We start from the raw sequence: 19,242 nt of genomic DNA, 5'->3' as shown, positions 1-19,242 counted from the left end.
CCAGAGTGACAGAACAGACACGACACGACGAGATCGCGGCCGGGCTGGCCGAGGTGGAGGAACGCATCGCCGATGCCTGTCGGGCATCGGGGCGTTCCCGCGACGAGATCACATTGATCGCCGTCACCAAGACCTATCCGGCTTCAGACGTCCGCGTTCTCGCCGGGCTCGGCGTCACCGACGTCGGGGAGAACCGCGACCAGGAAGCCGCCCTGAAGGCGCGCGAGTGCCACGATCTCGGGCTGACCTGGCATTTCATCGGCCAATTGCAGACGAACAAGGCCCGTTCCGTGGCCGAGTACGCCGATCTTGTGCACTCCGTGGACCGGTCCAGGCTTGTCGCCGCGCTGGGTCGCGCGGCCATCGCCGCAGGTCGGGAGCTCGGCTGTCTCATACAGGTGGCCCTTGACGACGACCCGACCCGGGGCGGGGTGCGCCCGGCCGACGTATTGCCCCTCGCCGAAGAGGTCGAGCGGGCCGAAGGACTCGGTCTTCGCGGGCTGATGGCGGTGGCGCCGCTGGGCGGTGACCCGGGCAAGGCGTTCACGCTTCTGACAGAGCTGGCGGGAGCCGTACGTTCGCGGCACCCCTCCGCGGACATCGTTTCCGCCGGCATGAGCGGCGACCTCGTGGAAGCCATTGTGAATGGTGCGACACACCTGCGGATCGGTACGGCGTTGCTCGGCCGTCGAAGGCCCTTCGTCAGGTAATGTCCCCTCAAGTGGGCCTGGTGTCCGCAAATTTGGAGTAGAGGTCGAGCGGTGGCGAGCTGTGGGGGGGTACGGCTGCCGCCACCGGCCTTCAACGGACGACGGAGGATGACGTAGCAATGGCCGGCGGCGCGATGCGCAAGATGGCGGTCTACCTCGGTCTGGTGGAGGACGACCACGAGAGATATAGGCCGTATTCGGATTCCTACCCGGACTATGTCGACGACTATGAGCGGCGCCACCACAGTGAGGAGCTGCCGCCGGAGGTCGACGAGCGGGATGAGGATGCCGACACCGACGTGCCGGCGCCGAGACAGGCGGCCGCCGTGGTCGAGTCTCGCACCACCGATCTGGCGCGGATCACTACGTTGCATCCCCGCACGTACAACGAGGCGAGGACCATCGGCGAACACTTCCGCGAGGGCACTCCGGTCATCATGAACCTGACGGAGATGGTTGACTCCGACGCCAGGAGGCTGGTCGATTTCGCGGCAGGTCTCATCTTTGGCCTACACGGAAGCATCGACCGTGTTACGAACAAGGTGTTCCTGTTGACCCCTGCCAATGTCGAGGTGACTGCCGAGGACAAGGCCCGAATCGCGGAACGCGGGTTCTTCAACCAGAGCTAGAGTGCCACCATGAACACTGATTGGCCGGACGGGTCCCCGGGGGACCGGGGACGGTGGACCGAGACAGAGAGGAGGCGAGACCATGGCGGTTGTTGAGAGCATCCTGGTCTTCGCGCTCACTCTCTACTTGGTGCTCCTGATCGGCAGGATGATCTTTGAGACGGTCCAGGCGTTCGCGCGCCATTGGCGCCCCACCGGGCTTGTGCTGGTGTTGGCCGAGGCGACATACACGATGACCGACCCACCTCTCAAGTTCCTCCGCCGTTTCATTCCGCCCCTCAGGTTGGGTACGGTGGCTTTTGACCTAAGCTTCACAGTGCTTTTCATTGTGGTGTTGGTCATGATCCAACTCGTGTCCGCGCTTCTTTGATCGGGTACCGTCCCTCCGGACAGACTCCAAGCGCGCCAAGGAGACCGAAATGCCGCTGACGCCCGCTGATGTGCGGAACAAGCAGTTCAGTACGACCCGGTTGAGGCCGGGATACGACGAGGAGGAGGTCGACGCATTCCTCGATGAGGTCGAAGCAGAGCTCGACCGCCTTATTCAAGAGAACGAGGAGCTCCGCGCGAAACTGGCCGAGTGCCTGCGCGGCAAGGTGCCCGGTGGTATGGGCATGGCGATGGCCCCGGCGCCCGTGGCCGAGCCCAAGCCCGAGATGATGCTGCCGCCGCCGCCCGAGCCGATCAAGCCTCCGGAGCCGGTCCAGGTGCCCGCCCCCGTCTCCATGATGCCTCCCCCCGAGGACAACATGGACACCGCGGCCCGTGTTCTCGCGCTGGCGCAGCAGACAGCCGACCAGGCGATCTCCGACGCCCGCCGCGAGGCCGACGAGACCGTCACCCGCGCCCGCCGCGAGGCCGACGAGATCCTCGGCAAGGCGCGCCGCCAGGCCGAGCAGGTCATCGGCGACGCCCGCGCCCGCGCCGAGACGCTGGAACGCGACGCGCAGGAGCGGCACCGCCAGGCGATGGGCTCCCTCGTGCAGACACGTGACGAGCTTGAGCGCAAGGTCGAGGAGCTGCGGAGCTTCGAGCGCGAATACCGCAGCAGGCTGAAGCTCTATCTGGAAGACCGGCTCGCCGACCTCAACGTCTCCGCCGACGCCAGCGGTGCCTTCCCGATCGTCGGCGCGGCTCAGATGGGCGCCAACCAGATCGGCGCGGCTCCCGTCGGCCCGCCCCAGATCGGCTCCGGCCAGATGGGCGGCGGTCAGATGGGCGGCGGTCAGATGGGCGGCGGTCAGATGGGGCCCGGTCAGATGGGGCCCGGCCAGATGAGCGGTGGCCAGATGGGTGGCGGCCAGATGGGTCCGGCCCCGGCCATGGCTCCGCACGGACCGGGCGTCCAGCAGGCCATCCCCGGAGGTCCTCCGCCTTTCGGTGCCGACCCCGCGCAGCACCCGGGTGCCTTCCAGACCGCCGACGGCCCGCACTCCGACCGCCGTTAGCAGCGAGCCTCGCTCATCCACGGCGATCCCCGGTCGCACACCCCGAGCGGGTGCGTGCCGCCGCTCTCGCGGGCGCGGCTCCACGTCCGAGGACACCGGTGAGATGAGAGAGCTCACCTTCGGGTCGACTCCTCGTTCGGCCCGTCAACCGGGAGTTTCCCTGTGATCCTCGTCAGTGCCGGTCTGGTGCTCGCGGCAATCGTGTTGCTGATCGCGGGCATCGTCCTGGGCAAGGTCTTCCTCGTCATGTGGTCGATCGTGCTCAGTGTGCTCTCCGCGGTCTTCCTCGTTATCGCGGCACTGCTCTGGCGCCACAAGCTGTTTCCCGGCGGCGGGAGAGCCGACGCCGAGGCCCCGGCACCGCACTTGCCGGGGGCACCGCCGGCTCACGCTCATCCAGGCGGGTTCATGGGTGCGCCGACGACGACGTCGGTCGCAACCCCCTCGATGGGCCCCTCCACCCACCGTCAAGCAGCGACGATCACCGCGACCCACTCCCGCCCCCATCCCTCGGCCGGGCCGCTCGCCGGGCCCGCGCCGTCAGGGATCTCTCCGGACGCCATAGTCCTGGTCGTGCCGGGGCGCAAGCGCTATCACGCGGCCGGCTGCCGCCAGCTCATCGGCAAGCAGCTTGAGCAGTTGACCTACGAGGAGGCCAGGGACGAGGGTTTCTCGCCCTGCACCACGTGCCTTCCCGACGCCGCGCTCGGCGGTCGACAGCTCCCTTCCGTCGCCGATCCGGACACCCCCTCTCCGGAGTCCACGCCCCCCACCACCGGCACGGCCTCATCCGCAGGCCCCTCCGAGGCCGCACACTTCCCTGCGGATTCCGGAGACCTTCACAGGTCTCCCGGTCCCTCTGCGTCTTCTGCGTCTCCTGGTTCCTCTGGGGCGTCCGGCCTGTCCGCCGAGGGTCCGCTGACGTCTTCCGGGCCGTCCGCGTTCGCCGGTTCCGATGATTCACCGGCCTTCCACGCCCCCTCCGCAGGTTCCGGTGATCGGACACGGCCTCCGGGTTCATCCGGTGGCTCCGGCGACCTGCCCGGTTACACCGCCACCGCGATCGGATCGGCTGACCTGCCCGGTTACTCCGGTTATTCCGGCACCGCCGCCCCCTCCGAGACCGGCTCCCCGAGCGCGGCCCACCCCGCGGGCGCGGCCGGTTCCACGTCGGCCCCCCTGGGTTCGGGCGCCCTGTCCGACTGGCCCGACTCCAGCCCGACCACCTATGGTTCCGGCGACCGGGGTGGATCTCCATCCCTGGACGACCCCCGGCCGCACCGCGCCGAACCGCCCGCGGTGCCGGGATTCACCCCTCCGATCATCCCGCCGGCCACCTCTCGGTCCACGGGCGGCTGGTTCGCCAGCAAGGGCGACGGGCCGCAGCAGCAGAACGGGCCCTCCGCGGGTTCTGAGAGCCTCGCAGACTCCGGGTCCCCGGCTTACCCGGGACAGGATCAGCCCGACGCCGCCGCGACCGCTCAGGGCCTCCCGGCCGCCGTCACGGTGATCTCCGGCACCCACCGCTACCACGACTCCTCGTGCCCGATCGTCCGCGCCACCGAGGAGTCGGCCCTGGACACCATGCTCCGCCAGGAAGCGGTCCGCGGCGGTTTCACGGCCTGCTCCATCTGCCAGCACTGAGCCTGCCGCGCGCAAGCCGTACGGCACGCGCCCCCGGTATGGGGATCGATGGCGTGGTGTCACTTGACGGCAGGCCGACCAGAACCAGGACGGGAAATTGCGAGAGCCTGCAGGCTGATGAAGTGGCGTATTTTTCTGTTTCGATGCTCGCTCGTGCACCGCATTTCATTTAAGGCCCGCCGTCTAGCCCACTGGCTAATCCATACCGGCGAAAGTCGCCAAAGGTGATCAGAACCGCCCCGGAAGGCCGTGTGGTCTTCCGGGGCGGTCGGCGGTCGGGTCAGGCCGTGGTGCGGCGGAGTTGGAAGGTGAGGTCGAGGTCGGCGTCGTGGTGGGTGACCTGGTCGAGTCCGGGGGATTCCACGACGGTGGTGGCGAGGACCTCGGCGGCGATGGCGTCGGACTGGTCGCGCAGGGCCGCGGCGAGGTCGGGGTCCGAGGTCGACCAGAACAGGTCGATCCTGTCGGTGATGGACAGGCCGGTCGCCTTCCGGGACTCCTGGACGAGGCGGATCACCTCGCGCGCGAGGCCGGCCCGGCGCAGTTCGTCGGTGATGGCCAGGTCGAGGGCGACGGTCTCGCCGGTGCCCGTGTCGATGGCGCCGGTCTCGACGGCCCAGCCGGACTTCGGCTGCTCGGTGACGATGACGTCGTCGAGGCCGACCTCGATCTCGCCGAGGCCGTCGGCGGTGAGTGTGACCGTGCCGCCACCGCGCAGGGAGCGGGCGAGGGCGGCGGGTTCGGCCGCGGACACGGCGGCGGCGGCGGCCTTGGTCTGGGAGCCGAACCGCTTGCCGAGAGCGCGGAAGTTGGGCTTGACGGTGAAGGTGACGAGGTCGGCGGAGAAGCCCGAGAGGTTTTCGAGCGTCTGGACGTTGAGCTCGTCGGCGATGAGGTCGCGCAGCGCCTCGGGGAGGTCGGCCCAGCCCGGGGCCCCGACGAGGGCCCGGCCGAGCGGCTGGCGGGTCTTGACGCCGCCGGCGGCCCGGGCGGAGCGCCCGAGCTCGACGAGGCGGCGTACGAGGGCCATCTGCTCGCTGAGGGCGGGGTCGAGGAGCTCCTGCCGTACCGCGGGCCAGGTGCTGAGGTGCACCGACGGCGGCGCGTCGGGAGCGCGCAGGACGTTCCACAGGTAGTCGGTGAGGAACGGCACGATCGGGGCCATGAGCTGCGACACCGTCGTCAGGCACTCGTACAGCGTCGCGAAGGCCGACTCCTCGCCCGTCCAGAAGCGGCGGCGGGACCGGCGGACGTACCAGTTGGAGAGATCGTCGAGGAACTCGGTGAGCCGCCGCCCGGCGCGGGCGCTGTCGAACTCGTCGAGGGAGGCGGTGACGTCGGAGACGGTGCGGTGGAGCTCGGCGAGGGCCCACCGGTCGATGAGGGGGCGGTCGCCGTACGCGGGGGCGGTCGCGAGCCGTTCGGGAGACCAGGACTCCGCGTTGGCGTAGAGCGTGAAGAAGGAGGTGGTGTTCCAGTAGGTCAGCAGGACCTTCCTGATGATCTCCTCCAGCACGTGGTGGCCGACGCGCCGCGGCGCCCAGGGGGAGCCGGAGACCGCCATGAACCACCGCAGGGCGTCGGCGCCGTGGTCGTCCATCAGCGGGATGGGCTGCAGGACGTTGCCGAGGTGCTTGCTCATCTTGCGCCCGTCCTCGGCGAGGATCAGGCCGAGGCAGAGCACGTTCTCGTAGGACGACCGGTCGAACACCAGGGTGCCGACCGTCATCATCGAGTAGAACCAGCCGCGGGTCTGGTCGATGGCCTCGCAGATGAACTGGCCGGGGAACGCCTTCTCGAACTCGTCCTCGTTGATGTGGGGCGCGCCCCACTGGGCGAACGGCATGGCCCCCGAGTCGTACCAGACGTCGATGACGTCGGGCACGCGCCGGGCCTCGGCGCCGCAGTCGGGGCAGCCGAAGGTGACGTCGTCGACGTAGGGGCGGTGAGGGTCGAGCGCGGTGAGGTCGCGGCCGGCCAGCTCGCTCAGCTCCTTGAGCGACCCGACGCAGGTCACGTGGCTCTCGTCCTCGCCGCACACCCACAGCGGGAGGGGCGTGCCCCAGTAGCGGGAGCGCGACAGCGCCCAGTCGACGTTGTTGCGCAGCCACTCGCCGTAGCGGCCGTGCTTGATGCTCTCCGGGAACCAGTTGGTCTTCTCGTTCTCGGCGAAGAGCCGGTCCTTGATGGCGGTGGTGCGGATGTACCACGAGGGGAGCGCGTAGTAGAGCAGCGAGGTGTGGCAGCGCCAGCAGTGCGGGTAGCTGTGCTCGAAGTGGCTGCCGCGGAACAGCAGGCCGCGCTCGCGCAGGTCCTCGGTCAGGCGCTCGTCGGCGTCCTTGAAGAAGACACCGCCGACGAACGGGACCTCGGGGAGGAACCGCCCGTCGGGGCCGATCGGATTGACGATCTGCATGCCGTACTTCTTACAGACGACCATGTCGTCCGCGCCGAAGGCGGGCGCCTGGTGCACGAGACCCGTGCCATCCTCGATGGTGACGTAGTCCGCCAGCACGACATAGTGAGCGTCCGGGATGTCGACCAGCTCGAACGGCCGGGAGTACGGCGTGCGCTCCAGCTCGGTGCCGAGCACCCGCTCGCGGACGGTCCACTCCTCGCCGAGCGCCGCCGCGACCAGGGGCTCGGCCACGATCACCGGCTTCTCGCCGTCCTTCTCGGCGACGACGTAGGTCACCTCGGGGTGTACGGCGACAGCCGTGTTGGACACGAGCGTCCACGGCGTGGTGGTCCAGATGAGCAGGTCGACGCCCTCGAAGCGCCCCGAGGTGACGGGCATCCGCACGTAGACCGACGGGCTGGTGATCGTCTCGTATCCGCCGGGCTGGCCGAGCTCGTGGTCGGACAGGCCGGTGCCGCAGCGGGGGCAGTAGGGCGTGATGCGGAAGTCCCGCATGAGCAGGCCCTTGTCCCAGACGACCTTGAGCGACCACCAGACCGCCTCGACATAGGAGGGGTCCATCGTGCGGTAGGCCTGGGACATGTCCACCCAGTAGCCCATCCGCTCGGTCATCTCCTCGAAGGCGTCCACGTGCCGCAGCACCGACTCGCGACAGCGGTCGTTGAACTCGGCGATGCCGTACGCCTCGATCTCGGGTTTGCCCGCGAGGCCGAGCTCCTTCTCCACGGCGACCTCGACGGGCAGGCCGTGGCAGTCCCAGCCGGCCTTGCGCGGGACGTGGAAGCCGCGCATCGACTTGTAGCGGGGGAAGAGGTCCTTGAAGACCCGCGCCTCGACGTGGTGGACGCCGGGCATGCCGTTGGCGGTGGGCGGGCCCTCGTAGAACACCCACGACGGGCGGTCGGCGTTCTGCTCCAGGGAGCGCTCGAAGATCTTGCCGTCGCGCCAGCGGTCGAGGACCTCGCGTTCCAGCGCGGGCAGGTCGACCGAGGCCGGGAGATGCTGGAAATACTGGGGTGACATCGCGGGCGGGACCTCCACGCCGAGAGAGCCGGTGAGACTGGTGGCGCGGAGGGACGAGACCGATGCGCGGCCCCGCGGTACCACCCTCCTTGGCACCGGGAGCTCCGGGTGCCCTCTCGATTGGGGTGCGGCCGGGTCTACTGGGCCTTCCGTGACTGGATGCCGTTCTTCCGGCGGCTCCGGGGTGATCTTCGGACCGGCTCCCGCCCCGGGCTCGCACCGTCCCCGGGTCGCTCAGCGGGAAATCTCGGACCTACTCGTCCCCATCAACGCCTTGCAGCTTCACACGATAACGCACCCCGCACGACCGCGTGTCCTCCGTGGGAAGCAGGCAAGTGGAAGAAGTAGACAAAGGCATGGAAATTATGGGTAACGATGAGGAGTCCCTGAAGAGGGGGGTCATCGTACGGGAGTGGTAAATGTTACGGCGGGTCGTTTGCCGTTCTGTTATGGGCGACCTATGCTCTCGGCACCCGTTGAACGCGTCGAACGGGAACGGCACAGCAAGGAGGCTGCCATGGCCGCGACCACGCGCACCGCGAAGAGGACAGAAGAAGCCCCCGCGGCAACCTGGACCCCGGAGGAGCTCGCCGAGGTCCGCCGGACCCTGGCCAAGGAGATCGAGGCCCTCAGGCGCGATATCGCCCGCGCGGAGTCCGAGATCGCCTCCGGCGACATGTCCGAGGGCGCGGGGGATGATCAGGCCGACGCCGGGGCGAAGACGTATGAGCGGGAACGTGAGATCGCCCTTACCCTGAATTCGCGCGACCTACTCGCGCAGAACGAGCGGGCGATCGCCCGGATCGACGCAGGGACCTATGGAGTGTGCGAATCGTGCCACAAGCCGATCGGCAAGGAACGGCTGCGAGCGTTCCCGAGGGCGACGCTGTGCGTGGCCTGCAAGCAGCGGGAGGAGCGCCGCTGAACGGCGGCTCCGGTGAAGGTGCCGGGAGCGGCGAGGCCGGCGGCGCGGACTCCGCGCCGCGCGGCGGATCCCACGCTCCCGGCGACTCCCGGGGCACCTCGCCCTTCCCCAAGCGGGTGGGGCTGCTGGCGGTCATCGCCGTGGCCATCTACCTCTCCGATCTCGCCTCCAAGATCGTCGTGGTGGAGACCGTCGAGGGCCGCGCGCCGGTGGAGCTCATCAGCGGGCTCCTGCAGTTCCGGGTCATTCGCAACTCCGGAGCCGCGTTCAGCATCGGCGCCGGGCTGACGTTGCTGCTGACCGCTGTCGCCACCATCGTCGTGATCGCGATCCTGCGCACCGCCAAGAACCTCCGCAGCCTCCCCTGGGCCGTGACCCTCGGCCTCCTCCTCGGGGGGGCGCTCGGCAACCTGACCGACCGCGTCTTCCGCTCGCCCGGCGTCTTCGAAGGGCACGTGGTCGACTTCGTCGAGGTGTTCCCGGGCCACTTCCCGATTTTCAACGTGGCGGACTCGTCCATCGTCTGCGGCGGCACCCTGGCCGTGTTCCTCGCGTGGCGCGGTTACCAGATCGACGGCACCCGCGACACCGGGGACGTCGCCCCGGCGAAGGCCGCCGAGGCCGGTGAGGCCGGTGAGGCCGATGCGGACGGGCCCGGATCGGCACCGGGCTCAGGCCCGGTTCCCGGGGCCGGCCCGGCTTCCGGCTCCGGTGGCGATGCCGGTGACGCGGGGAAGGACGGCGCTCATGGCTGACCAGCGGAGTCTCCCCGTGCCCGACGGCCTCGCCGGTGAGCGTCTCGACGCCGCCCTGTCCAGGCTGTTCGGCTTCTCCCGCACCCGGGCCGCCGAGCTGATCGCCGTCGGCGACGTGCTCGTGGACGGCCAGGCCGCGGCCAAGTCCGACCGCGTCCACGCCGGCGCGTGGCTCGACGTCACCCTGCCGCCGCCGCCCACCGCCCCGATGCCGGTGGCCGAGCCCGTGCCCGGCATGAAGATCCTCTACGAGGACTCCGACCTCATCGTCGTCGACAAGCCGATCGGCGTCGCCGCCCACCCGACCGTCGGCTGGACCGGCCCCACCGTCATCGGCGGACTGCTCGGCGCGGGCCACACCGTCGCCACCAGCGGCGCCGCCGAACGCCAGGGCATCGTCCACCGCCTCGACGCCAACACGAGCGGCACGATGGTCGTCGCCAAGAGCGAAGTGGCGTACTCCCTGCTCAAACGGGCCTTCAAGGAGCGCCGCGTCGACAAGCGCTACCACGCGCTCGTGCAAGGCCACCTCGACCCGCTGCGCGGCACCGTCGACGCTCCGATCGACCGGCACCCGTCCGGCGACGGCCGGTTCGCGGTCGTGGCGGGCGGCAAGCCCTCCATCACGCACTACGACACGGTCGAGGCGTTCCGGGCCGCCTCCCTGCTGGACATCGGCCTGGAGACCGGCCGCACCCACCAGATCCGCGTGCACATGTCCGCACTGCGCCACCCGTGCGTCGGCGACCTCATGTACGGCGCGGACCCCACCCTGGCCGCCCGGCTCAAGGTGGGCCGGCAGTGGCTGCACGCCGTCACCCTGTCCTTCGAACACCCGACCACAGGCGCGTGGGTGTCCTTCACCAGCGAATACCCCGAGGATCTCGCCACGGCCCTGGAGCTCGCCGGGCGCGAATCCTGACCGCGTCGCCCATCGGGCGCGAATCCTGACCGCGTCGCCCATCGGGTGCGAATCCTGACCGCGTCGCCCATCGGGTGCGAATCCTGACCGCGTCGCCCATCGGGCAGCCCCGGGCCCGCCGGACGGAGGCGGGCTCGCGGGGCCGGTCGGGGCGGTCCTGCGGCGGTCGGCCTCAGGGGCGGAAAGTGCGGGCGAAGGCCTTGAAGTAGTGCAGGTTCCGGTGCCATTCGGTCTCGGGCGTCCGCCAGTACATCACGTAGTGCTGACCGCTCTCCGTCTGGAAGCCCCGGTCGATCACGTGGACGGTGCCTTCGGAGGTGGTCGTGAAGGTGAACTCCCAGTCGGCGGCCGGCCGGCCCAGGTAGGTGAGCGGCCGGATCGCTATCCGCCGGTAGCCCGGGAGGGACTTCTCGGCCAGGACCCTCCGTTCGAGCTCGGCCATGGCGCGCACCGGGTCGCCCGTCGGATCCTCGGGCGTGGTCCACTCCACCCACAGGTAGCTCGTGCCGCGGGCACTCCGGATCTCCGTCCGCGACCGTGTGGAGTGGTCGGTCGCGCTCCACCCCGGGGGGATGGCGAGGGAGTAGCCCATGGTCGGATGGCGGTACGGCTTCCACCTCGGCGGCACGGCGACGCGCCCGGTGGCGGGGGCTTGTGCCGTACGGGACGACGACGGGGAGGGGGCCGGGCGCGGCGTCGTCGGCGGGGAGGGGCTTGTGCGCTGGGCCTGCGACGCGGTGGCGATCGCCACGTGCGTCGAGCCCGGCGGCGGCTCGGCCGTTTCGCCGCCCCGGAGCGCGAGCCAGACCGCGGCACCCGCCGAGGCCAAGGCCAGGGGTACGGCTACCGCCGCCGCGAGCAGTGCCGTACGGCCGCGCCGGGCGGCGGGCCGCACCGGCCGCTCGGCGGTGCGTGCGGCCGGAGGGGGCACATGCCGCTCGGAGGTCCCGCGGAGCAGCTCGGCGGCCTCCTCGGCGCGCATGCGCGTATCCGGGTCCTTGGCGAGTAGCCCGGTGATGACGGGCGCGAGCAGCCCGGCCCGGGCCATGGGGGTCGGCTCGTCGTACAGCACCGCCGCCATGGTCGGGGCCGTGGCCCCCCGGTCGAACGGCGATCGCCCTTCGACCGCGGCGTACAGGGTCGCCCCGAGCGACCACAGGTCGGACTCGGCCGTCGCCGGCAGGCCGTTCAGCCGCTCGGGCGGCAGGAAGGCGGGGGTGCCGATCACAGCGCCGGTGCTGGTGAGAGCCGGGTCCTCCTCGGTGGTCGCGATGCCGAAGTCGGTCAGCACGACCCGCCCGTCATCGGCCAGCAGCACGTTCTCGGGCTTGACGTCGCGGTGCAGCACACCGGCGGCGTGGGCGGCCCGCAGCGCCCCCAGCACCTGGAGCCCCACCGACGCCGCGTAGTGCGGCGCGAGCGGTCCTTGTGTACGGACCACCGTGCCGAGCGACCGCGAACGGACGAGCTGCATGACGATCCACGGTCTGCCGTCCTCCTCGATCACGTCGTGGATCACCACGACCGACGGGTGGTCCAGCCGTCCGGCCGCGCGCGCCTCGCGCATGGTGCGCTGGTTGAGGGATGCCCGCTTCTCGTCGTCGACCCCGGCGTAGCGCACCTCCTTGACCGCGACCACGCGGTCGAGCAGCTCGTCGTGGGCCCGCCAGACGACGCCCATGCCGCCCTGGCCGATCTGCTCGATCAGCAGATAGCGGCCGGCCACGCGGCGCTGCCCGCTCACCGCGCTTCCCCCCCGTCCGCCGGTCACGCTGCTACTTGGCGGGCTTGAAGGTGTCGGCGAAGCCGTTGAAGAAGCGGAGATGCTCCTTCCACTTGTTCGACCGGGTGTGCCAGTAGATCGCGTAGGCGCGGCCGTTGTCGGTGACGAAACCGCGGTTGCGTACGCGCGACTTGCCGGAGTTGGCACGCCAGGTGAACTCCCAGTCGGCGGCGGCCTTCTGGTAGTCGACCTTCTTGATCCACAATTTCTTGTAGCCGCCGAAGTTGTATTTGAGGGTGGGCTCCTGCCTGCGCCAGTCCTTCAGCGGGTCGCCGCCGGGCTCGCTCGCCTCCTCGATGTGCAGGTAGGAGCTCGGGCTGGCGCCCGGCCCCCGGAAACGCACCCAGCTGCCGGTGCGTGAAAGCTCCTTCCAGCCGGGGGGAAGCCCGACCGAGAAGCCCATCTTCTTGTCCTTGTACATCTTCCAACCCGCCGGAAGCGCGTCCTTCTCCTCCTTCTCGGCGGGTTTCTCGGCGGGCGTCGCCGTCGGTTCGGCGGGCTCGGCGGGCGTAGCCGCGGGCCTGCGCCCCCCCTCCGGCTCGGCCGTACTCGGCGCGGCCGACGCCGACGTGGTCACCTCCGGGGGTGCCGGGTTCACCGCCTCGCCGCTCCGCATGCCGAGGTACAGCGACACGCCCGCCACGATGACCACGGCGACGGTCACGGCGGGCACGACCTTGCGCAGGGGCGACGACCGGCGGGGCGGCATCGAGGGGCGCAGGCCCATCACCGTCGACTGAGCGTCGGCGAGCGGCTGCCGCGGGGCGGCGGGGGCCTGCTCCAGCGGGGGAGTGGGCAGTTTCGCGGTCGCCCCGAAGTACGACGGGGGCAGGTCGTCGAGAGCGGGCCGCTCTTCGCGCACCCTTACCGTCGGCGTGCCCACCAGGCCGGGTACGGCGACCGCCTCCTCGTCCCGGACACCCGCCTTCGGAGAGGCGGCCTTGGGCTCGGCCTTGCCATAGGCCGAGGTGGACGCCCGTGGCGCCGAGTCGGCCCCGGACGCGGAGCCGGGGGCAGACCTGGAGGACCAGCCCGATGCGGGCGTGGATGCGGGCTCCGACGCCGGGCTTCCCATCGTCGGGTGCTTACGTGTTTCGCCCGAGTCGCTCCAGGAGGCGTCGTCCGCCCCCAGGGAGGCCCTCGCCGGCGAGGCCGGTTCGGATTCCGGCGGCGGCGCGTCTTCGGCCTCCGACGTGCTCGCGGCGGGCTTGGCCCCACCGGACCGGGCCGAGGACGTGGAGACCTTGCCGGTCTCGCTGGGTTTGCCGGGTTTATCGGCGGCGGTGCGTGGCCGGTCGGCGTCGCCCGAGTCCCCGTGCTGGGCGTCCCCGTCGTGGTTCTTCGCCGAGTCGGACGCGTTCTCGTGGAGGGAGGCGGGGCTGTCGGCGCCGAGTACGGCGTCCGCCGATCCCGCGCCGGGCTTGCCGGTTCCCGCCTTGGAGGATCCCGTCGCAGACGACCCCGTCGCACCGGACTTGGACTTGCCGCTGCCGGTCGTGCGGGAGCGGGCCTTGCCGGTCGCCGCGGTGCCTGAGGCCGCCTCGGCGTCCGCCGCGTCCAGGTCCGGGTCGCCGGATGCGGGCTGGGCGGCATCGGCCGCGTCCGAGCCTGATGCGCCGGGCTTGCCCGTGCCCGTCGAGGCGTTGTCCGGGCTGTCGGCTTTGGGCTTGCGGGCGCTGGCGCTCATGCTGCCGGTGCCTGCCGTCCCTGTGCTCGCCGTATCCGTTTCTGCGGCGTCTTTGTCTGACGTGTCGGTGTCAAGGCCGGACAAGTCGGGCTTGCTGGTGCTTGCGGTGTCCAGGTCGGGCGCGGCGGATCCAGGCTTGCCCGGGGTCGCCGCGTCACTGTCGGTCCCGTCTGAGTCCAGGCCGTCGATGTCCGCGTCCGAGCCTGATGTGCCGGACTTGTCTGAGCTCGTGGGCGCCGTGCGCGAGCTTCCGGTGCCCAGCGTGCGGGCACCCGTGCTCAGACTGCCGCCGTCCGTGCCCGCCGTGTCCGTGCCCGCCGTGTCCGTGCCCGTGGTGTCCGTGTCCAGGTCGGCTGTTCCGGGCTTTCCAGCGTTCGTGTCGGGGCCGGATGTGCCGGTCTTGCCGGTGCTGGTCTTGCCTGTGCGTGATGTGCCGGGCTTGCTGGTGCTGTCCGGGCTGGGTGTGGCGGATCCGGGCTTGCCCGGGGTCGGGGTGCCGGTGTCTGTGGCGTCTGTGTCCAGGTCGTCCGGACCCGAGTCCGGCAGATCGGATTTGTCCGAGCCGGTGGGGGTGGCGCGCGAGCTGGTGGACCTGGGCGTGCCGCTTCCTGTATCCGAAGTGGCGGACTTGTCCGTGCCTGCGGTGTCTGTGTACAGGTCGGCTGTTCCGGGCTTCCCGGCGTTCGCGTCGGGGCCCGAAGTGCCGGACTTATCTGTATCCGTTACATCGGTGCCCGGCCCGGCAATGCGGGACTTGTCGGCGCTCTTGCCCGAGCTCGATCTGCCGGGCTTGCCTGCGTCCGATGTGTCCGCGTCTGACGAGCCGGATCCGGTCTTGGCCTGGCCGGTCCCCGGCTTGCCCTTGCCCGCTGCGCCCGTGCCGGACTTACCGGTGCCGGACTTGGCGGCGTCCGCCGTACCCGAGGCCGCCTTGCCCGTGCCGGACTTGGCCGCGCTCGTGCCGGCCTTGCCGGTGGACGCCGTGCCTGCGCCGGTCTTGCCCTTGGCGGGGGAGGCGGTGACGGTCATCCCGGGGGCGGCGTCGCCGCCGGACGGGGGCGGCGCGTCGTCCAGGATAGCGGGCATGACGAGGCTGGGGGAGGTGAGGGCGTCGTCCTCCAGCGGGTCGCCGGAGGCCGCCGCCGCACCGGCAGGGGCGGGGCCGTCCGCCTTCGCGGCCTTGCCGGCCGCCGCGGCGCCGCCCGCGCCGGGCTTGCGGCCTTTGGCGGTCTTGCCGCTCGCAGAGGTGGACGGCGTGCGCGGGGCGTCGACCTCGGGCAGGCCCCCGTGGGAGCGCGCGGAAGAGGGACGGCCGCCGACGGCCTCAGAGGGCTCCAGGAGGCTCTTCTCCGCCGCCCGCGATTCCGAGGTCGCCCCGGGGGCGGGTCGCCGCGTGGCGGGGGCCTCGGCCGCGTCCGTGCCATAGCGTGCGGCGGCCGGGCCCGGTCCGGCGGTGCCGGGAAGCCGGGACTTGCGGGTCGCGATCTCCACGTCGTCGGCCGCCGGGGGCTCCGGGGGCGGCGCGGGCCGCCGCGGGCGTACGGTGCCGGCGACGGGGGCGTGGCCCCTCAGGCGAGGCGCGTCGCCCCGGCCCTGCTGTGCGTTGCCCCGGCCCTGCTGTGCGTCGCCCTGGCCCTGGTAGGGGTTCCTGCCCGGCCGCTTGCCGGCGTCGCCCGGCCCCGCGGGGCGCGCAGGGGAGGCGTGATGGCCGGTCTCGGGGATGGGCTCCGCCGCGGGCGAGGCCGCGGGCGGACGCGGGGCGACGACACCGAAGGGCATGGTGGGCGAGTGCCCCTCCATGACCTTGCGCAGCATGTCGGCCGCCTCGTCGTAGGTCAGCCGCTGGACCGGCTCCTTGCGCAGCAGCCCGTCGAGCACCGGGAACAGCGGCCCGGCGTTCCGCGGCAGCGCGGGCGCGTCGTTCAGCACCGAGTGCATCGTGGCCATGGCCATGCCCCGGTCGTGCGGGGATTTGCCCTCCACGGCGGCGTACAGCGTCGCGCCGAGCGACCAGAGGTCGGACTCGCGCCGGGCGGGCAGGCCGCGCAGGCGTTCGGGCGCGATGAAGGCCGGGGTGCCGGCCAGGCCGGTCATGGTGAGCGCGGTCTCGGTCTCCAGCGTCGCGATGCCGAAGTCGGTGAGCACGACGCGGCCGTCATGGGCCAGCAGGACGTTCTCCGGCTTGACGTCGCGGTGCAGCACGCCCGCGCGGTGCGCGCCGCGCAGGGCGTCGAGCACCTGGAGGCCGATGTCGGCGACGCGGCGCGGCTTGAGCGGGCCGTCGGCCCTGATGACCTGGCCGAGCGAGCGGGAGGGCACCAGCTGCATGACGATCCACGGCCGGTGGTCCTCTTCGATCACGTCGTAGACGACCACGACGTTAGGGTGAGTCAGGCGCGCAGCGGCCCGGGCCTCACGCATCATCCGCCGGTTCAGCACGTGTTTCTCGTCGCCGAGACCGCCGCCGTACCGGACCTCCTTGACCGCGACGGTCCGGTCGAGCAGTTCGTCATGCGCCCGCCAGACCACGCCCATGCCGCCCTGCCCGATAGGTTCGAGCAGGTGGTAGCGGTCAGCGATGCGGCGATCGTTCCGGTGTTCCCCGTCCCACTGCATCACCGCTCAAACCCCCTCCCAGCCCTAGAAATCCTCCCATAGCGGGGGATCTACATCGACCGTACGGAGATTTCACCCGTATTTGCCGTCTCGTCATGTGGGACGAATTTATCCATTAAGTGGCACGTCGGAGGAGCATGCCCTATGGTCGACGCCATGACCCGCTATTTCGCGTTTATTCAGCCGGCTCCGCGAGAGCCGGTCGCATACATGTGATCTAGCGACCCCTGCGGAGCCGGCGCCAAGGCAGAGACCAAAGTCTCTGCCTTTCGTGTTTTCCAGGCTTTACCGACACAGACCGTCTCATCGACGTGTCGTCCCTGGTCGGCTTCGGACCCGGTCGCCGGCCCTACCCACGGGAGATCCATATATGTCATCGACTCCTCACACCGAACGCGAGGCCCGCGCCGTACGGATCGGAAACCTGTGCGTGGGCACCGGCCCGGTGGTGGTCATCGGCGGGGAGGCCGCCGCGGGGCCGGACGCCCGGTGGGTGTCGCTGCGCGAGCACGGCGGGCGGCGTCGCGCGGAGGAGGCCGTGGGGGAGGCCCGGGCCGCGTTCGCCGGGCCGCTGCTGGTGGAGCCGTTCTCCTCGGCGGACCTGCCCGCGATCCAGGCCGCGGCCGACGCCGTCGTGATCGGCGGGGAGTGGGCGCAGGACCTCGGGCTCGTCGGGACCGCGGCCCGGCTCGGGCTGCCGGTCGTGGTACGGCGCGGCCCTACGGCGACGCTTGAGGAATGGCTGGCGGTCGGCGACTACTGCGCCGCCGAGGGCAACGACGACGTGGTGCTCTGCGAGAGCGGGAGCCGTACCCACCTGGCCCGCCCCGCCCTCGACCTGGCGCTGATGCGCGCCGCGCGTGAGCGGTCGGGCAGGCCCGTGCTGGCGGGCCTTGCGGGCGGGGCGGACCTCGCCGCGCCCGCCGTCGCCGCGGGGGCCGACGGCCTGATGGTCGCGCCCGAGGCGGGCGCCGAGGCCGTGGCCCGGGCCCGCGAGGCGGCGGTGCTGATCGGCGCGGTGGTGCGGCAGGAGGTCCCCGACACGGTGGCGACCGCCCGCGGGGCGATCGACCGCGTGGACGCGGCGCTCGCCGTCCTGCTGGAGCGCAGGGCCGCGCTCGCCGGGGTCGTCCAGCGATTGAAGCCCGTCGGCGGGTTCGCCGGGCGCGACATGGAACGGGAACGCCGCCTGGTCGCGGCCATGGCGGAGCGCGCCCCCACGCTGGGGGAGGCGGGACTCGCGCCGGTCATGAACGCGGTCATCGAGGCGGGACTGCGCCTGGCGGAGCGACAGGGCCGCTGACGATCGGCTGCCCGGCGGCCGGGGGCCTGCGCAGGTGCCCCCGGCGCGCGTTCACGATCCGCCATCCGACCGCGATGGCCGCCGCCAGCAGCGGAATGCTGTAGAAAGCGATCCGCTGGGGTTCGTCGGCGAACGCCATGAGCGCCACGACCAGGCCGAGCAGGGCCAGAGCGAACCAGTTCGTGTACGGCGAGCCGGGCATCCGGAACCCCGGCCGCGCGACCTCGCCGCGCAGAGCCGCCCGGCGCAGCCCGATCTGGCAGTAGAGCAGCGTGCCCCACGTCGTGATCACTCCCAGCGAGGCGATCGCGATGGCGATGTCGAACGCCTGCTTCGGCACGAAGTAGTTGAGCACCACCCCGCCGAGGAACACCGCCGCCGTGATGGCGATCCCGCCGTACGGCACATGCCGCGAGTTCAGCCGACCCGTCACCGCGGGCGCCTCGCCCTTCAGGGCCATGGAGCGCAGAATGCGGCCGGTGGAGTAGAGACCGGAGTTGCACGAGGACATGGCGGCGGTGATGACGACGAGGTTCATCGCGTCGCCCGCCCAGGGGACGCCGAGCGAGCTGAACACCGTGACGAAGGGCGACTGCGTCCCGCTGTACGCGGTCCAGGGCAGCACCATGATCAGCAGCAGCACCGATCCCACGTAGAACACCGCGATGCGCCAGACGACGCCGTTGATGGCCTTCGGCATGACCTTGCGCACGTCCTTGGTCTCCCCGGCGGCGACGCCCACGAGCTCGATGCCGGAGTAGGCGAACACCACGGCCTGCAGGCTCATCAGGACCAGGGGCAGCCCGAACGGCATGAACCCGCCATCGGCGGTCATGTTGGCCGGCCCCGCGCCGTTGACGGCGAAGACCACCATCCAGGTGCCCACCACCAGGAACACCGTGATGGCCAGCACCTTGAGCAGGGCGAACCAGAACTCCAACTCCCCGAAGAGGCGCACCGAGAGCAGGTTGACGGCGAGCACGAGCACCAGCGCGCCCAGGGCGGTGATCCACTGCGGAAGATCAGGGGCCCACTTGTGCACGTAGGTGGCGATGGCGGTGAGCTCGGCGATGCCGGTGAAGGCCCAGTTGATCCAGTACATCCACCCGCTGGCGAAGCTCGCCCACGGGCCGACGAACTCGTGGGCGTAGTCCACGAACGAGCCCGACGTGGGCCGGTGCTGTACAAGCTCGCCGAGCGCCCGCATGACGAGGAACGCCGCGATCCCGGCCACCGCGTAGGACAGCACCAGGCCGGGACCGGCCGCCGCGAGGCGGCCTCCCGACCCGAGGAACAGACCCACGCCGATGGCCCCGCCGATCGCGATCATCTGGACCTGCCGGCTGCTCAGGACATGGCTATAACCTTGTTCCGTTGA

Annotated in this window: 12 protein-coding genes and 2 pseudogenes; 9 read left to right on the top strand and 5 right to left on the bottom strand. The window is 71.1% G+C overall.

The annotated features are described in order from the left end of the window. Positions 1-5: 5 nt before the first annotated feature. From BLQ73_RS10560 to BLQ73_RS34970, 4 genes and pseudogenes are all read left to right on the top strand, one after another. A complete protein-coding gene (locus tag BLQ73_RS10560) occupies positions 6-710 on the top strand; it encodes a YggS family pyridoxal phosphate-dependent enzyme (RefSeq protein ID WP_093170214.1) in 705 nt (234 codons plus the stop codon). Positions 711-829: 119 nt separating this feature from the next. After that, positions 830-1,339, top strand: a complete 510-nt coding sequence (locus BLQ73_RS10555) for a cell division protein SepF (protein ID WP_093170213.1) — start codon at positions 830-832, stop codon at positions 1,337-1,339. A gap of 82 nt (positions 1,340-1,421) precedes the next feature. Next, on the top strand, positions 1,422-1,709 hold the full coding sequence (locus BLQ73_RS10550; protein WP_093170212.1) for a YggT family protein: 288 nt from the start codon (positions 1,422-1,424) through the stop codon (positions 1,707-1,709). A 49-nt stretch (positions 1,710-1,758) separates the two neighbouring features. Then, a pseudogene (locus BLQ73_RS34970) lies at positions 1,759-1,860 on the top strand (DivIVA domain-containing protein); the annotation flags it as partial. Between the two features lie 654 nt (positions 1,861-2,514). On the opposite strand, the pseudogene BLQ73_RS34965 reads toward BLQ73_RS34970, so the two are convergent. Beyond that, positions 2,515-2,673, bottom strand: a pseudogene (locus BLQ73_RS34965) (hypothetical protein); the annotation flags it as partial. A 276-nt stretch (positions 2,674-2,949) separates the two neighbouring features. Between BLQ73_RS34965 and BLQ73_RS10535 the strand changes: the two are divergent. Continuing rightward, on the top strand, positions 2,950-4,431 hold the full coding sequence (locus BLQ73_RS10535; RefSeq protein WP_093170211.1) for a hypothetical protein: 1,482 nt from the start codon (positions 2,950-2,952) through the stop codon (positions 4,429-4,431). Positions 4,432-4,711: 280 nt separating this feature from the next. Here BLQ73_RS10535 and ileS read toward each other — a convergent pair whose 3' ends face one another. Then, positions 4,712-7,873 carry an isoleucine--tRNA ligase gene (ileS, locus tag BLQ73_RS10530; RefSeq protein ID WP_093170330.1) on the bottom strand — a complete coding sequence of 1,054 codons (3,162 nt, stop codon included), beginning with the start codon at positions 7,871-7,873 and terminating at the stop codon, positions 4,712-4,714. A 517-nt stretch (positions 7,874-8,390) separates the two neighbouring features. Between ileS and BLQ73_RS10525 the strand changes: the two genes are divergently transcribed. The 3 genes from BLQ73_RS10525 to BLQ73_RS10515 are packed head-to-tail and all read left to right on the top strand — an operon-like array spanning position 8,391 to position 10,475. Beyond that, positions 8,391-8,798 carry a TraR/DksA family transcriptional regulator gene (locus BLQ73_RS10525; RefSeq protein WP_093170210.1) on the top strand — a complete coding sequence of 136 codons (408 nt, stop codon included), beginning with the start codon at positions 8,391-8,393 and terminating at the stop codon, positions 8,796-8,798. Next, a complete protein-coding gene (lspA, locus tag BLQ73_RS10520; RefSeq protein ID WP_245690973.1) occupies positions 8,762-9,553 on the top strand; it encodes a signal peptidase II in 792 nt (263 codons plus the stop codon). Before BLQ73_RS10525 ends, lspA begins: the two co-directional genes overlap by 37 nt. Beyond that, complete coding sequence (locus BLQ73_RS10515; protein WP_093170209.1) at positions 9,546-10,475, top strand: RluA family pseudouridine synthase; 930 nt, start codon at positions 9,546-9,548, stop codon at positions 10,473-10,475. Before lspA ends, BLQ73_RS10515 begins: the two co-directional genes overlap by 8 nt. 172 nt (positions 10,476-10,647) lie before the next feature. On the opposite strand, the gene BLQ73_RS10510 is transcribed toward BLQ73_RS10515, so the two are convergent. Both BLQ73_RS10510 and BLQ73_RS10505 read right to left on the bottom strand, forming a co-directional pair. Next, positions 10,648-12,219, bottom strand: coding sequence for a serine/threonine-protein kinase (locus tag BLQ73_RS10510; RefSeq protein WP_093170208.1), 1,572 nt, complete (start codon positions 12,217-12,219; stop codon positions 10,648-10,650). 31 nt (positions 12,220-12,250) lie between these two features. Further along, complete coding sequence (locus tag BLQ73_RS10505) at positions 12,251-16,561, bottom strand: protein kinase domain-containing protein (RefSeq protein WP_093170207.1); 4,311 nt, start codon at positions 16,559-16,561, stop codon at positions 12,251-12,253. Positions 16,562-16,931: 370 nt separating this feature from the next. Here BLQ73_RS10505 and BLQ73_RS34835 point away from each other — a divergent pair, with 370 nt between their 5' ends. Next, on the top strand, positions 16,932-17,864 hold the full coding sequence (locus BLQ73_RS34835) for a chorismate mutase (RefSeq protein ID WP_093170206.1): 933 nt from the start codon (positions 16,932-16,934) through the stop codon (positions 17,862-17,864). Here the strand turns inward: BLQ73_RS34835 and BLQ73_RS10495 are convergent. Then, entirely contained in the window at positions 17,821-19,194 is a 1,374-nt protein-coding gene (locus BLQ73_RS10495; RefSeq protein ID WP_245690972.1) for an amino acid permease, read from the bottom strand. The genes BLQ73_RS34835 and BLQ73_RS10495 overlap by 44 nt on opposite strands. Positions 19,195-19,242 lie beyond the last annotated feature (48 nt).

Source organism: Sinosporangium album, from assembly GCF_900100605.1.
Classification (GTDB): Bacteria; Actinomycetota; Actinomycetes; order Streptosporangiales; family Streptosporangiaceae; genus Sinosporangium; species Sinosporangium album.
The sequence above is the reverse complement of the archived record's forward strand: the minus strand, read 5'-3'. Positions and strand labels throughout refer to the sequence as shown.

Bases quoted from the DNA above. Each gene is read 5' to 3' on its own strand.
- BLQ73_RS10555 (WP_093170213.1), top strand. From the start codon at position 830: ATGGCCGGCGGCGCGATGCGCAAGATGGCGGTCTACCTCGGTCTGGTG.
- BLQ73_RS10550 (WP_093170212.1), top strand. From the start codon at position 1,422: ATGGCGGTTGTTGAGAGCATCCTGGTCTTCGCGCTCACTCTCTACTTG.
- ileS (WP_093170330.1), bottom strand. From the start codon at position 7,873: ATGTCACCCCAGTATTTCCAGCATCTCCCGGCCTCGGTCGACCTGCCC.
- BLQ73_RS10525 (WP_093170210.1), top strand. From the start codon at position 8,391: ATGGCCGCGACCACGCGCACCGCGAAGAGGACAGAAGAAGCCCCCGCG.
- BLQ73_RS10515 (WP_093170209.1), top strand. From the start codon at position 9,546: ATGGCTGACCAGCGGAGTCTCCCCGTGCCCGACGGCCTCGCCGGTGAG.
- BLQ73_RS10505 (WP_093170207.1), bottom strand. From the start codon at position 16,561: ATGCAGTGGGACGGGGAACACCGGAACGATCGCCGCATCGCTGACCGC.
- BLQ73_RS34835 (WP_093170206.1), top strand. From the start codon at position 16,932: ATGTCATCGACTCCTCACACCGAACGCGAGGCCCGCGCCGTACGGATC.
- BLQ73_RS10495 (WP_245690972.1), bottom strand. From the start codon at position 19,194: ATGATCGCGATCGGCGGGGCCATCGGCGTGGGTCTGTTCCTCGGGTCG.